The sequence below is a fragment of the Shewanella hanedai genome (genome assembly GCF_007197645.1).
In the GTDB taxonomy this organism is placed as follows: domain Bacteria; phylum Pseudomonadota; class Gammaproteobacteria; order Enterobacterales; family Shewanellaceae; genus Shewanella; species Shewanella hanedai.
Genome location: NZ_VKGK01000001.1, coordinates 148,922 through 163,232 on the forward strand (window position 1 = coordinate 148,922; position 14,311 = coordinate 163,232).

Annotated in this window: 14 protein-coding genes; 10 read left to right on the forward strand and 4 right to left on the reverse strand. The window is 44.0% G+C overall.

All coding sequences use genetic code 11. From position 1 onward, the window contains the following. The first annotated feature begins 92 nt into the window (after positions 1-92). The 8 genes from FN961_RS00580 (at position 93) to FN961_RS00620 (ending at position 7,554) form a co-directional block, all read left to right on the forward strand. Positions 93-2,486 carry a bifunctional aspartate kinase/homoserine dehydrogenase II gene (locus FN961_RS00580; protein ID WP_143562606.1) on the forward strand — a complete coding sequence of 798 codons (2,394 nt, stop codon included), beginning with the start codon at positions 93-95 and terminating at the stop codon, positions 2,484-2,486. A 358-nt stretch (positions 2,487-2,844) separates the two neighbouring features. Beyond that, the gene (metF, locus tag FN961_RS00585) at positions 2,845-3,735 is read left to right on the forward strand and encodes a methylenetetrahydrofolate reductase (protein ID WP_143562607.1); all 891 of its coding nucleotides are present in this window, start codon (positions 2,845-2,847) and stop codon (positions 3,733-3,735) included. A 129-nt stretch (positions 3,736-3,864) separates the two neighbouring features. Beyond that, positions 3,865-4,257 carry a hypothetical protein gene (locus tag FN961_RS00590; protein WP_143562608.1) on the forward strand — a complete coding sequence of 131 codons (393 nt, stop codon included), beginning with the start codon at positions 3,865-3,867 and terminating at the stop codon, positions 4,255-4,257. Next, positions 4,254-4,865: a dienelactone hydrolase family protein gene (locus FN961_RS00595; protein ID WP_143562609.1), complete on the forward strand. Its 612-nt coding sequence runs from the start codon at positions 4,254-4,256 to the stop codon at positions 4,863-4,865. Before FN961_RS00590 ends, FN961_RS00595 begins: the two co-directional genes overlap by 4 nt. Positions 4,866-4,936: 71 nt before the next feature. Then, positions 4,937-5,530, forward strand: coding sequence for a c-type cytochrome (locus tag FN961_RS00600; RefSeq protein ID WP_143562610.1), 594 nt, complete (start codon positions 4,937-4,939; stop codon positions 5,528-5,530). A gap of 9 nt (positions 5,531-5,539) precedes the next feature. Beyond that, a complete protein-coding gene (locus tag FN961_RS00605; RefSeq protein ID WP_143562611.1) occupies positions 5,540-6,589 on the forward strand; it encodes a c-type cytochrome in 1,050 nt (349 codons plus the stop codon). Between the two features lie 55 nt (positions 6,590-6,644). After that, a complete protein-coding gene (locus tag FN961_RS00610; RefSeq protein ID WP_185972676.1) occupies positions 6,645-6,887 on the forward strand; it encodes a GFA family protein in 243 nt (80 codons plus the stop codon). A gap of 403 nt (positions 6,888-7,290) precedes the next feature. Continuing rightward, positions 7,291-7,554, forward strand: coding sequence for a cysteine-rich CWC family protein (locus FN961_RS00620; protein ID WP_143562612.1), 264 nt, complete (start codon positions 7,291-7,293; stop codon positions 7,552-7,554). Positions 7,555-7,754: 200 nt separating this feature from the next. Here FN961_RS00620 and FN961_RS00625 read toward each other — a convergent pair whose 3' ends face one another. After that, on the reverse strand, positions 7,755-7,949 hold the full coding sequence (locus FN961_RS00625; protein ID WP_143562613.1) for a hypothetical protein: 195 nt from the start codon (positions 7,947-7,949) through the stop codon (positions 7,755-7,757). A 470-nt stretch (positions 7,950-8,419) separates the two neighbouring features. Between FN961_RS00625 and FN961_RS00630 the strand changes: the two genes are divergently transcribed. Further along, positions 8,420-9,373 (forward strand): DMT family transporter, encoded by a 954-nt coding sequence (locus FN961_RS00630; RefSeq protein WP_143562614.1) that lies wholly within the window; start codon positions 8,420-8,422, stop codon positions 9,371-9,373. Between the two features lie 28 nt (positions 9,374-9,401). Here FN961_RS00630 and FN961_RS00635 read toward each other — a convergent pair whose 3' ends face one another. Continuing rightward, positions 9,402-9,791, reverse strand: a complete 390-nt coding sequence (locus tag FN961_RS00635; protein ID WP_143562615.1) for a hypothetical protein — start codon at positions 9,789-9,791, stop codon at positions 9,402-9,404. A gap of 161 nt (positions 9,792-9,952) precedes the next feature. Between FN961_RS00635 and FN961_RS00640 the strand changes: the two genes are divergently transcribed. Further along, a complete protein-coding gene (locus tag FN961_RS00640) occupies positions 9,953-11,071 on the forward strand; it encodes an NAD(P)/FAD-dependent oxidoreductase (protein ID WP_143562616.1) in 1,119 nt (372 codons plus the stop codon). A gap of 97 nt (positions 11,072-11,168) precedes the next feature. Here the strand turns inward: FN961_RS00640 and FN961_RS00645 are convergent, their stop codons facing one another. Beyond that, entirely contained in the window at positions 11,169-13,007 is a 1,839-nt protein-coding gene (locus FN961_RS00645) for a DEAD/DEAH box helicase (protein WP_143562617.1), read from the reverse strand. Positions 13,008-13,247: 240 nt separating this feature from the next. Next, complete coding sequence (locus FN961_RS00650; RefSeq protein WP_143562618.1) at positions 13,248-14,309, reverse strand: M28 family peptidase; 1,062 nt, start codon at positions 14,307-14,309, stop codon at positions 13,248-13,250. Positions 14,310-14,311 lie beyond the last annotated feature (2 nt).

The following is a 14,311-nucleotide window of genomic DNA, read 5'->3' on the forward strand; positions in this document are numbered from 1 at the left end:
GACGCGTGGTCATTTAGTCGTAGATAGTCAAGCTGGCCTCACTGCACCGTAGTACGTGCAGCCAGCTGTTAATTGGTTTATAGGAGTTAGAGATGGCGCGTGGTCATTTACATAAATTTGGTGGTTCTAGTCTAGCGGATGCAGATTGTTATCGCCGTGTGGCTCATATCCTTCTCACTCATGGCAATAGCGACGATCTTGTCGTTGTCTCTGCCGCAGGTAAGAGCACCAATTTTCTTTATAAGTTACTAGCGTTAAAAGATTCGTCTCAGCTGTGGCAAGAAGAACTACAAGTACTGATTAGTTTTCAGCAGAATTTGATTGAGCAATTGCTATCAAATGAGCAAGCCAGAAGCTTGCGCGAGCGGCTATCTATCGACAAGTATCAATTGATCAGTTTGTTTTCTCTTGATGAACTCAATGAATATAAGCGCAGCGAAGTCGTGAGCTTTGGTGAGCGTTGGTCTGCCCGTTTGCTGGCGGCTCTTTTAAGGGAGTCTGGCGTGGCGGCGAGTGATGTCGATGCCAGAAGCCTGCTGATTGCCGATGAGGGAGCGATTCCTCAGATCAGGCTTGATGAATCACGTACTCGTGTGCAGAAGCGTGTTGAAGATAGCCCTAATGAGCGTTTGATTATTACTGGTTTTATCTGCGCGAACAGCCAAGGTGAAACCCTATTGCTTGGGCGCAATGGCTCTGATTACAGCGCCACGCTAATTGCCAGCCTTGCAGATATCGGTCGTGTGACAATTTGGACCGATGTTGAGGGGGTGTTTAATGCCGACCCTAACAAAATTAACGATGCTAAGTTGCTCAAGAGCCTCTCTTTAGATGAAGCGAATCGTCTTGCTCATCTAGGTTCTCCAGTGCTGCATAATCGCTCGTTACAGCCACTGTTTGATACTGATGTGAGCTTGGCTGTGCGTTCAAGCTACGCCTCTCACACAGACTTTACCTTGATTGCGCCTAAGAGTTCATCAGCCAGTGCGCCGGTTGTGACTAACCTTGCTTCGGTTTCACTGTTTAATTTAAGGTTAACAGCAGGTTTGCATAGCGTCCTAGCACTGTTAGCTGAGTCTGGACTTATTCCGCTAGCTCATTGGAAATTAGCGCAAAACCGAGTTGAGTTAGCTTTTACCAATGAAAACAGTAAACAGGTTCATGCTCTGCTTGAACTTGAAGCTGAGTCATTGGGGATCGCTGATATTAAAGTGCGCGAAGATCTTGGTTTAGTCGCGCTAGTCAGTGCTGATTCAAGTCTTTATCGCCGTGGTTTCGCCCGCTTGTTAAGCCGCGACGCCAGACCCTTGTTTAACGACGGTTTAAGTTTAGTGACTTTGGTTCCCTATGGACAGGTCAACCTACTGACTCAAAAGGTGCATCGTCGATGTGCTGGACCTCGTAAACGTATTGGTGTGTTGCTACTTGGTGTTGGCAATATCGGTGAAGCTTGGATAGAGCTATTTACCCGAGCGCGTGCGTCATTGAATAAAGAGTTAGAAGCTAGTGTAGAGCTGGTGGGTCTGTTGAGTTCAAAGAAAGCCTTGCTAAAAGAGGAGGGCATTAGCCTCGCTTCATGGAAAGAGGAGTTTGAACAGCAAGCTACACCTTGGTTGTATGACCACCTGTTTGAGCAGCTTCAGGCGCTAGAATGTGATGAGATCATTGCCTTAGATATTAGTGCCAGTGCAGATTTGACCTTACAATACCCAGAGTTCTTTGCGCGTGGTATTCATGTCGTGAGTGCTAACAAACTAGCGGGTTCTGGTCCATTAGCTTTCTATAATGAGCTCAAGCAGCAGTTGGATAATCGCAGATTGTTTTGGCGATACAATGCCAGCTGTGGTGCTGGATTACCGGTACAACATGCACTGAACGATCTCCACAACAGTGGCGATATTATTGAAGCGGTAGGCGGCATTTTCTCCGGCACGCTGTGTTGGTTATTCGAGAACTATGATGCTGAAAAACCGTTTTCACAACTGGTACTAGAAGCGAGAGGCTTAGGGATCACAGAGCCCGATCCTCGTGACGATCTTTCCGGCCGTGATATGCAGCGTAAGCTGTTAATCCTAGCTCGTGAGATTGGTCATGATATTGAGCTAGAGGACATTACATTAAACTCGCTTGTTCCTGCGACGTTAGCGGATATATCACTTGAGCAATTTTTAGTGAGAATTGCAGAGCTTGATGATGGGATGTTGCAGCAATTTAGTGCGGCAGCAGAACAGAATAAGGTTTTGCGGTATGTCGCAGGCTTAGATTTAGTTGATGGCAGCTTGAAGGCTGAAGTGGGCATAGAGTGGGTCGACAGAGACCATGCTTATGCTAATTTAACTCCTGGTGACAATGTGTTTGTTATCCGTAGCTCGTTCTATCAAGACAACCCATTAATTATTCGTGGACCTGGTGCTGGCCGCGAAGTTACCGCCGCCGCTGTTCAATCAGATCTCGCACAGATTTGTCGAGATTTGGTTCAAGAATAAATATCGCAAAGAAGGGCGCTTCGCGTCGAGAGCGCCTTCGCTACGAGAACGGGAACAAGTTCCCTTCGAGTTCGCCAACAAGTTGGCTTCGAGTAAGAGCAAAAGCTTTTCATCTTCTGGCTTTTTTGTCTCGAAGGCGCTTTCTAGCCGCTCTCGCAGTGACGAAGTCACGTTCTCGTTGCACCCCGTTATATCTTATTTGAAATTACTCCTCTTTTAGCTATTGACTTCAATCTCAGCTTCTTTAATATGGATGTATAGACGTCCAAACGTCTAAATGAGTTCTGCAACTTAAACAGGTTATGAAAACAGGTTAAGAAAACAGATTATAGATAGTCGAGCAGTAGAGGGAATTGAAATGAGTTTTAATCATGCACAACATTCAACATCACTAAACCAGAGCTTAGCTGAGCTGAATGGCGATATTAACGTTTCTTTTGAATTTTTCCCTCCCGCATCACCAGAGATGGAACAGATCCTCTGGAATTCAATTCGTCGTCTAGAGCCATTGAATCCTAAATTTGTATCTGTGACCTATGGCGCTAACTCAGGTGTTCGTGACCGTACCCATGGTGTGATTGAGCGTATTCAAAAAGAGACTAACCTTGTTGCAGCACCGCACTTGACCTTAGTTGACGCCAGTGACGAAGAACTTAAAGAGTTGGCTAAGCACTACTGGAACTCAGGCATTAAAGACATTGTAGCCCTACGTGGTGATTTGCCAGATGGCAGTCCAAAGCCGACCCGTTTTGCTAACGACTTGGTTCGCTTACTTCGCTCTGTTGCAGACTTTGATATCTCAGTCGCTGCCTACCCTGAAGTTCACCCTGATGCACGTAATGCGCAGGCAGACCTTATTAATTTAAAGAAGAAGATCGATGCGGGTGCTAACCGTGCAATAACGCAGTTTTTCTTCGATGTTGAATCCTATCTTCGATTCCGCGATCGTTGTGTTGCAGCGGGAATTGATGTTGAAATCGTGCCGGGCATACTGCCAGTGACGAACTTTAAGCAACTAAAGCGTTTCGCTGGCATGACCAATGTCGGCATTCCAGGCTGGTTACATAAGCAGTTTGAAGGCTTAGATGATGATCCTGTTACTCGTCAGATGGTGGGTGCTAATGTGGCGATTGATATGGTTAAAGTCCTCTCTCGCGAAGGCGTGAAAGATTTCCATTTTTACACATTGAACCGAGCTGAATTGACTTACGCTATTTGTCATACGTTAGGTGTTCGACCAGGTAAGTAAGAGATACAAGCTACCGTTCACCGGACTTAGCTAGAGTTTGTTATGATGCTCTACCTTTAATGGGTGGAGCATTTTTGTTTCTAGCTTATATTTGTTATAAGGTACTAAAAAATATATTAAGGATAGCTAATGAAAACATGGAAAGTTGGTTTGATAATATCTTGCTTAGCATTACTGACTGCATGCAGTAATGTCTCGTTTAGAACTCATATGAGTCCCGATATTGCAGAAAATGTCGGTAGGTCTTTAGCGGCTTCTGATGTAAAAGAGTTTACGGTTGAAGAGATTTCACGTCGTGATAAGGAGATGCTTGGAGAGATAAGGGCATCATATTGCCAAAAAGACTTCAATAAACCAGCACCATCACGTTCTTTATTGGCAACAGATATGCGCTACAAAACGGCAAAGCTTGGTGGAAACGGGTATGCGGTTATGGAGTGCTTTGATTCACCTTTTGCAAATTGCCATGGGTACATGGAATGCCGTGCATTAGCGTATGTTGTCAAAGATGGCTCACTTTGAAGATTATTCTGGTAACCGATATATTTGGTCTAACCGAGCCTATTTTGTCGCTGCAAAACATGATTCAACAAACAAGCTTTGAATGTGTCGTTATCGACCCCTTTAATGGGGTAAATCGATATTTTAACCGTGAGCCGTTAGCGTATCAGGCCTTTATGGCTGAATGTGGTCATGAGCATTATTGTGATTTGGTTAAAAGCAAAGTTGAAGCTGCTAATAATCCGAGTGTAGTAATAGGCTTCAGCGCCGGAGCTTCTGCAACTTGGAAGGCGCTTGAGAAGCTTAATTCCGAGGCTGTATTACATTTCATTGGATTCTATCCAAGTCAAATTCGTCATCACTTGAGCATCACCCCATCTTGTCCTGTGAGCTTTGTTTTCCCAGTCCTTGAAACTCATTTTGACGTTAATGAGGTGATTGCTGGCTTGGCGAAGAAACCGTTTGTGATGGCTGTGCAGACTCGATATGCCCACGGTTTCATTAATTTTTATTCATCAGCTTATAATGAATTAGCTTCATCACAGTACATCAACCTTCTCTGTAGCGTAGAGCTGTTAAGCAATCCAGCATTAATGCAGGCAGAGCTTACTCAACTTTCTATTGCATAATAATCCATTAAATTAGTATTAAAACCTCCCCTTTTGAGCCTAAAATACACAACTTCTACAAGGGGAATATGATGAAACTTAAAATAATAACATTGGCGAGTTTAGTATTAAGCTTTTCAGTGCTTGCAGATGTTCCACCATCGGCAGCAGTGTGTGCGGGGTGTCACGGTCAACAAGGGCAAGGTGTTGAGCCGCTAGGCCCAAGGTTAGCAGGCCTACCAGCGAGTTATATTGAGAAGCAAATTAACTTGTTCCAGACTGGTCAACGTCAAAACCCAACCATGCAATCAATGTCTATGATGGTACAAGGTGATGCGATAAACCAAGTGGCAGAGTATTTTGCTGCGATGGATGTGCCGCTTGTTAAGCCCCATTTTAGAGGCGAAAAAGCAGATTACCCTGATGCCACAGAGCGCCTAGTATATCAAGGTGATTGGGACCGGGTGATCCCTGCATGTGTCACTTGTCACGGCCCTTCAGGATTAGGCGTTGGCGAATTTCCTCGTTTAGCAGGACAACAAGCTTCCTATATAAAAAGTCAGCTGTTAGCTTGGCAATCAGGCACGAGAAAAGGTGATCTAGATGGAGTCATGCATAATATTGCGACTAAATTGACCCCATCAGAGATTGATGCTCTATCTCAATATTTTGCCACGTTAAAGTAGGAACTCATTATGAAAAAAATACCCTTAATTTTACTTAGCTTAATAATGATCCCTGCAGTTCAGGCTGATGAACTACCCGACACACAAACTGAACTAGTATCTGTCCCTAAGTTGGCAAGTCAAACCTACCTTAAGCCAAGACCTTTAAACGCGATTCCTGACGGAGAGTTTGGCGATAAAGTTCGAAAAGGTTATGAGCTATTTGTTAACACTCAGCAGCTTAGAGGCAAATATGTGGGCAATGAGCTGAACTGTTCAAATTGCCACATGGACGCAGGGCGAAAAGCCAATGCATCGCCTTTGTGGGCTGCCTATTTCGCTTACCCAGCTTACCGCAAGAAAAATGATAAAGTGAATTCATTTGAAGAGCGTATCCAAGGCTGTTTTACCTACTCGATGAATGGCAAAGCACCCGCAAGTGGCAGCGCTGAATTAGTGGCTTTATCAGCATATTCTTATTGGTTGGGGATGGGAGGCGTAATGGATATGGCAAAGCTAGATTCGCCTGTGCCAGCTATTAGTGATGCACTGCTATTACAGGGCGGTAAGCTCGCTGATTTTCCGATACCAGAAAAAGTTAAGTCTATGATGACAATAGATGAACTAGCCAAGTTACCAGGTAAAGGTTTCCCATTAGTACCTAAACCACCGCTAGCTTATTCACCTGTCAGGGGTGAGAAGGTGTACCAAGCTCATTGCCAGTCATGCCACGGCGCAGACGGCTTAGGATATGAAACTGCTGGTGTGTATTCATTGCCACCTTTGTGGGGCCCTGATAGCTTTAACTGGGGAGCTGGAATGCACAGAGTGAATACCGCCGCCTCATTTATCTATGAGAACATGCCCTTTGGCAAAAGCATCCAGCTTACAGCACAAGAGGCTTGGGATGTTGCAGCATACGTGAACAGCCATGAACGCCCTCAAGATCCTCGTTATAAGGGAGATGTGAGCAAACTGATGACAAAATATCATAAACATCAGGGATATTACGGACAAGCTGTTGATGGAAGCCCGATACTCGGCTCCCATTCCTATGCGATAAATCCTAAGGGAGAGTAAGACTTTTCCCAAGATGATTTTTTGACTTTATTCTTAAACACAGAAAGGTGAGCTAATGACAGATACTAGTTATAAAGCCCAATGTCATTGTGGTGGGGTAGAACTATCACTCTTTTTGCCGGATGGATTGGTCGATCCACGTCGCTGTGATTGCTCTATGTGTCGGCGACGAGGTGCAATTGTGGCCTCTATCCCGCTAGCAGATCTTAAGGTGATGAAAGGCGCTGAGCTATTAAGTTTATATCAATTTAATATATACTCAAACTACCTGAAAATGCAGGATTCAGTGGGAATTTAATACATTTTAGGCAAGGCATTGTTTGTAGCTAATGGTTGTTCCCTTTGCAAAATCAATAACGCAGAATAAAATGTATTAAAAACCATCGTAGAAGGCTTTGTGCAAGCCCACTTCGTTGTTGCATTAACTTAAAAGGGAGTAGCCATTTCTACGCCAATGCGTCTAGAAGTGAACTCGCACAACGCCTCTGAAACGAACATTTTCAGGTAGTTTGGGTATAGTGCAAACACTTCTTCTGTTCAAAATGTGGGATCTATACTCACCATCAAAGGCGTTCTAATCCGCATTTTTATGGATTTAATGTCGCGTGCTTAGAAGGGGATCCTTTTGATATACGCACTTTACTCAAGGAGGGAGTCACTTTGTATGATGGAGTCAACCATCCGGCTGATGCAGGTTAAATATGAACCAAATAGATGTGAATAATTCAGGTGTAGAGAATGATGAGCAGCAGACGCAATCCATGCTTTGTCCGCTGTGCCAAACTTCAAATCAGTGTGCGTTAACCACTAAACAGGAGATTGAAAACTGTTGGTGTAAGACTGCTGAGTTTCCGCCTAAATCCGTACTTTTAGCAAACAAGTTGGATGGGAGTGCTTGTATCTGTCAAGACTGTCTCGAGAGAATTAAACAGGAGGTAGCGCTAGGCTTGAAAAGGATTGACTAACTCATTAACTAATAAATGTAAAAAAGAGCCATCCTTGGCAGATTGAATCGAGGTTGTTTTTATTATTTTTTTAGTTTTATTTTTTATCTATTCAATCACTTTAAACCTGTTCCACACTCTGCTAGCTCAATAGCCACGTCAGAACATGTTAAATCTACCCTTTTAGGATGCCTTGGGAGACTAATAATCTGCTGCTGATATCAGGTTGACGCCCCTTGAATCACCATGGCCATCTGCCCTTTGGTTACATATTGCCAATCTTCATTCATTACATTAGCGATTTGATTGTCATACAGATCAAAAATGATGGGGTCATCTCCTTCGACTCGACATTTTACTGTTTCGCCATAAGCTCTATTGTAATCTCGACCCTGTAAATTGTTAAAATAGATCATGAACGCCTCCCTATGAAGTTGTGTATATTACACTGGAAGGTAATCATGTGTATAGCGATTTGTTTTTTGAGTGTTTGAAATAGATTAGAATGCTTTTGAAAACTCTTCTGTTAATCTTTGCTGTTTAAGGTCCCAGCTGGCGTAGTTTTACTTTTTTACTCCTTGCTGTATTGCTATAAAAGCAAGTTTGATGACTCATTGGCTAAAGTTACTGCCATATTCTACAGGCATGTTTCCTACTCATTAGGCATTTGAAAATGTGTTGTCGAATCAATAAATGCCTAATAGCTGAAAATACTGTGTAGAATTGGATTGTTGGTTTGTATCACTGCCTGTTTTAAGTGTTTTAGACTGGTTAGGGCGGTGTTAGCTCGTAAGCTTAATCGTTTTAACTTATAGACGTTGTTATGTTTTAGGCGCAGAATACTTGACCTCTTCTCAGTGTTATTCATCTGCTCAAGTAGGTTCCTTTGCAACAGAACAATTTCAAAATCGGGTTACTTTTTATCTCAACGGCGGTGCTCTTTTGGGGGATACTGCCGATCGCGCTTAAACTCTCTTCAACCTTTATCGACCCTGTCTCGTTAACTTGGTTTAGGTTTTTAGTCGCTTTGTTGGTGAGTATTGTGATTCAGTATATTAGTGGCAATTTGAAACAGTTTGCTTGTCTAGATAAAGTGGCTTGGATAAAGCTGTTTTTTGCTTCTGTGTTTTTAATGCTTAACTATGTATCGTTTGTTTACTCGTTAGAGTACTTGGCGCCTGGCACTGCTCAGCTTAACTTTCAAACTTCGCCTTTCTTCTTAGCGTTCGGTGGCATGCTCTTCTTTAAAGAGAGGCTAAGTGCTATTCAGATGACCTGTTTTGCGACGTTGGCATTAGGCATGTTGATGTTCTTTCACCCTTTTTTAGAGTTCAATCAATCAGATAATTCTGCTGTCTGGACTGGGGTGATGATTATTCAATTTTCTGTCTGTTCATGGACCAGCTATGCCTTACTACAGAAATCACTGTTGAAACAGTTAGATCCTAGTAATGTTTTACTGTTTATTTATGGCATGGGGGTGTTAGTGATGGCGGGGTTTAGTGACTTCAGCCATTTTTCGGCAATGACAATGAATGATTGGTGGATTGCTATTTTCTGTGCGTTTAATACTCTGATAGCTTATGGCTGTTTTGGTGCTTCGATGAAGTATTGGCCTACGGCACAAGTGAGTGCCATGTTGGCTTTAACGCCTGTGCTCAGCTTTAGCGCTACAGGGCTTGTGGTGAGTTTAGGCCTATGGCCAGAGATGTTTTTCAGTGATGCTTTGGATGTTTTATCCTTAAGTGGTATCGCTGTCATTATCTTTTCTGTGATGGTATTGCAGCTATTGCCAACCATGAACGCACGAAGAGCAAAAAGATTAGCGACTAATACTTAGCGACCTACATCTGTGTAAGCCGGTACGATTAAGCTGTCTTACTCAGGATATCTTTAAGCCAATTGATCGCACTATTCTGGCCTAGCTTAGTGGCCGGAAAAATTTTAACATTGATGTTGTCTAGAGCAACGCGTTGGCTTAATAGAGGGGGGATGTGCTCATTTTGCAAGTCGTGATACAGGATCGCCAGTGCTCTTTGGTGTTCAAGAGATGCCAGACAAAGCTGGGCTTCATAAGTATAAGTATACTTATTTTTCTTATTTACCAGTAGGGCAAAGTCATGCGGATAAAAACCCTTTAGGTAGTTATCAAGCTCTTCGACCATCTCGATACTCAGCTCAACTCCGCTGTCGACAATGACTTCTGCTATGTTTGAATCTAAATGATTGATAGTGCAGCCAAAACTTAAGCTTACCATGCTTTCCTCTTTATTCTTTTTATTGAGAATTGCTATTTATAATATAATTGATTGCCAGGCAGGTTGCAATATTAGATTTTTGTGCTACCTATGTTGATTCATGCAGGTTTATGTTCTGCAGCGTGTTGAGCAAGGAATACTGAACAAGGAGTGGGTGCTGGATGGAAAAACTGGACGTTATTGTTGTCGGTGCTGGGGTTGTAGGGCTTGCTATTGCCGCTAAGTTAAGTGCTATGCGCCATAGCGTTGCGGTTATCGATAGGCGAGGGAGTTATGGTGAAGAGACGAGTAGCCGCAATAGTGAAGTTATCCATGCCGGGATCTATCACCCCCAGAATAGTTTAAAGGCGAAACTCTGTGTCTCAGGAAATCGGGCATTGTATGAATATTGCCAGCGAAGAGGCATTCCTGTTAATCCGATAGGTAAGCTGATTGTTGCGAGCACACCTGAGCAAGAGGTGTCATTGCAAAATGTTCTCCACCAAGCTGAAAATAACGGCGTCGACGATCTCTCTTGGCTTTCCAAGCGCAGTATCAAGCAGTTCTCTCCTGAGCTTTCGGCATTGACAGCCCTGTTATCACCCTCAACTGGCATCATTGATAGTCACAGTTACATGTCGAGTTTATTAGCTGAAGTAGAAGGGAACGGAGGCTTCTTTACTGGTCACTCTGAGCTAATAAGAGCGGAGCCAATTGCTGATGGTTTTATTGTGTGGTTGGATATTGGTGGTGAGGTGATGCAGATGCAGTGCCGCTACTTGATCAATAGTGCAGGCTTGAGCTGTGTAGATGTCGCGAAACGTATTCAGGGACTTGATACCACTACTCTGCCTGAACTTCATTGGTGTAAAGGACATTACTTTAGTTACAGTGGTGCAAACCCTTTCACTAAACTTATCTACCCTGCGCCAGTAGCAAATGCTGCAGGATTAGGTATCCATGCCACCATCGATATGGCTGGGCAGTTAAAGTTTGGCCCTGATGCGCACTACATTCCCTATGAAGCTACGCCTGAATACACGGTCGAATACAGTTTAAAACCGGCATTTTTGAGTGCGATAAAGCGTTATTATCCCAATATTGATGCTGAGAGATTACATCCTGGTTGTGCGGGGATTAGATCTAAATTACAGGGGCCTGAAGATGGGTTTAAAGATTTTCGTATCGATACTCATGATGAGCATAATGTTCAGGGACTCATTAACCTTTTCGGTATTGAATCGCCAGGATTAACCGCGAGCTTATCATTAGCAGCATATGTCGCGAGTTTTGTGGCTTAACACTATTGATATAATTCAGGCATTAAAAAAGGAGCCGTTAGGCTCCTTTTTTGTTTATTAGCTCACTCTATAAAAAGTAGGCTGATAAATTACTTACTCACTCACCAGCTGGACCTTTACGGTGCGGCTTTCTGTCACCTGCTGGACGACGATCGCCAGATGGCTTACGTGGACGACGTGGTGGGCGGCTATCGCCACCTGCTGGTAATTCAGCACCATCGGCTTCACGAATGTTTAGTGGCTTACCACAAACACGAACCTTTCTAAGATGTTCAAGCACATCTTTTGGCATTCCATCAGGAAGATCGATAGCTGTCATGTTATCGAATAACTGGATTTGGCCAATGTAACGGCTGTCGATGTTTGCTTCGTTAGCAACGGCACCAACAATGTTACCTACTCCAACGCCATGTTCACGACCCACGTCGATGATGTAACGACACATCTTAACGTCTGGATTGTCTTTTAGTGCATCGGCTTTACCCAAGTTAGTTGGGGTTGGACGAGCATCACGACGAGGACGGTCAGCGCGATCACGTGGAGCACGATCACCGCGTTCACGAGTGTTACGATCGTTAGAGTTACGGTCATCACGGCTGTCACGTTGACGTTCGTTGATTGATGGTAACTGTAGAGGACGATCTTTCTGAACTTGCTGTAGCAATGCAGCTGCAAGGATATCAGTGTCGACTTCTAGTTGCTGACAAAGTTGTGCAACAGCACCCTTCATGAAATCTAAAGAGTCTTTAGCGATGATTTCAGAAACTTGCTCACCTAAACGAGATAGACGACGCTCAGTTACTGTCTCAGGACTTGGTACGTCCATTGGCGAGATACGGCTGTTAGTCGCACGTTCGATAGTGCGTAGCATACGCATTTCTCTATGAGTGACGAACAAAATTGCCATACCTGTACGACCAGCACGGCCTGTACGGCCAATACGGTGTACATAAGCTTCAGTATCATATGGAATATCGTAGTTAACTACGTGTCCGATACGCTCAACGTCTAGACCACGGGCCGCAACGTCAGTAGCGATGATGATATCTAACTTGCCACGCTTAAGCTGATCAACCGCACGCTCACGAGCCTGTTGGTTCATGTCACCGTGTAGTGGTGATGAAGCATAACCGCGTGCTTCTAGCTTTTCAGCTAGCTCAACACAGCTATTACGAGTACGTACGAAGATAATGATACCTTCAGTCTTCTCAACTTCTAGTACACGTACTAGTGCTTCAAGTTTGTTATGTTGTGATACTTGAACGAAACGCTGTTCAATTGTCTCAACAGTTGTGGTTGTTGTTGCTATTTTAACGTGAACAGGTTCAGTCAAATATTTGTTAGCAACACGCTTAATTTGCTCAGGCATAGTGGCTGAGAAAAGCGCAAGTTGACGCTCTTTAGGCGTGTGCTCAAGGATCCATTCGATATCATCGATGAAGCCCATTTTTAGCATCTCATCAGCTTCGTCTAGTACCATCGCTTTAAGCGTATCTAGCTTAAGAGTGCCACGACGCATATGGTCCATAACACGGCCAGGAGTACCAACGATGATCTGTGGACCACGTCTAAGAGCATTAAGCTGTTGTTGCATGCTCTGACCACCATAAATAGGTAGTACGTGCATGCCCTTCATAAATTTAGCGTAGCTAGCAAATGCTTCAGCAACCTGAACGGCAAGTTCACGTGTTGGCGCTAGTACTAAAATTTGTGGAGAGTTAGTATTAGGATCAATCTTATTCAAAAGTGGCAGAGCGAAAGCACCGGTTTTACCAGTACCTGTTTGCGCTTGTCCTAATATGTCCTTGTTGGCCATAAGAGGAGCGATACTCGCAGCTTGAATAGGGGTAGGCTTCTCGTAGCCAAGCTCGTCAAGAGCACGCAGCAAAGGCTCGGAAAGACCGAGTTCGCGGAAAGTTTTTTCTTCGGATGACATGGGTTGTAGCCTTGTGGAATAACAGAGCGCAAATAAATGCACTTAGGTTTATAGACAGAAAATCAACCCCGTGTCGACTTCCCGCAACAAAAATTGCTTTAATAAGCCGATTATTATAGCAGGGTGCAATTGGTATTACCAATTAAATATGGGGTCGCAATGGATTTATTCGACTATTTCGAAGTAAATTGTAGGAAAATTAATAAGTTATCGCAGAAAATAATAATTTCTTAGTCGATTTTATGGAATGTTTCTTAGTTGTAAACTGTTTATTATTAGCAGTTGGTGCGCAGATGTGGTTACAGCTGCCAGAAATTCAAGATCTATTTTTTCTAAGGTGTCGCTAGGTGCATGATAATCCTGGTGAGGAGGGACACCAAAGTAGAGCCAGGGGATCCCTGCTTTATGCAGCGGGTAGTGGTCTGAAGCTCTTAACCAGTCGATATTCCCTGTCATCGTTCCCAGCTTTCTGGGATGGTGAGCTCTGATACACAGTCCGGTCTCTTCTATTAGTTTTTGCTGAATTAATGCGAACTGGCTAAAGCCTTTTCTGCCCTCTAAATAGATCACTGTGGGTCGACCGGGTCGCCCCACCATGTCTAAGTTAATCGCGAGCTCTATCTGCTCGGCATTTGGGGCTGAATGTGGCAATTGCAACTTTTCAGCTAACGCATAGCCGCCATAGAGGCCGGGCTCTTCTGCATCCGTTGCCACAAACATCAAATTGGTGTCTTGGTAGAGCGATCTATTCGCCGCTGCATACGTGGCCAGTTGTAACATGGCGGCGATACCTGATGCGTTGTCATCGGCGCCAGGATGTATTTTTCCTGTTTTTATGCCGAGATGATCATAGTGGGCGACAACCAACCGCCAACGTGGAGAGGGGCGTGATGCTGTGAGCACCCCTACAACGTTGCTGCCTTGGCGTTCGCTGAAACCTTGGGAATAGGCAAAAGGGAGATCAAAGGCATCATTTTTGGCTTGAGTGTGGTTTTTGTTTGCAAGTGCTTGTGGGTTTGTAGAGGAAAGCCAGGGAGTGAGTCCTATCTGACTGAAACGTTGATTAAGGTAGACGCGGGTTAAAGCAGCGCCTTGAGTGCCGGTTTTTCTGCCCTCTAATTCATCTGAGGTCAGTTTGGCTATGTCAGTTTGCAGGCTCTGAGTATCAACCCAATTGGGTTGGTACTCAGTTTTACAATTAGGCCCGAAAGTGGAACATGCACCGAGTAATAAGACAGAGATCAGCACCAAAAGGGGCTGGCTGTGTGATAGAAAAGTGAGCTTAACTCCTGTAGAACTCATCT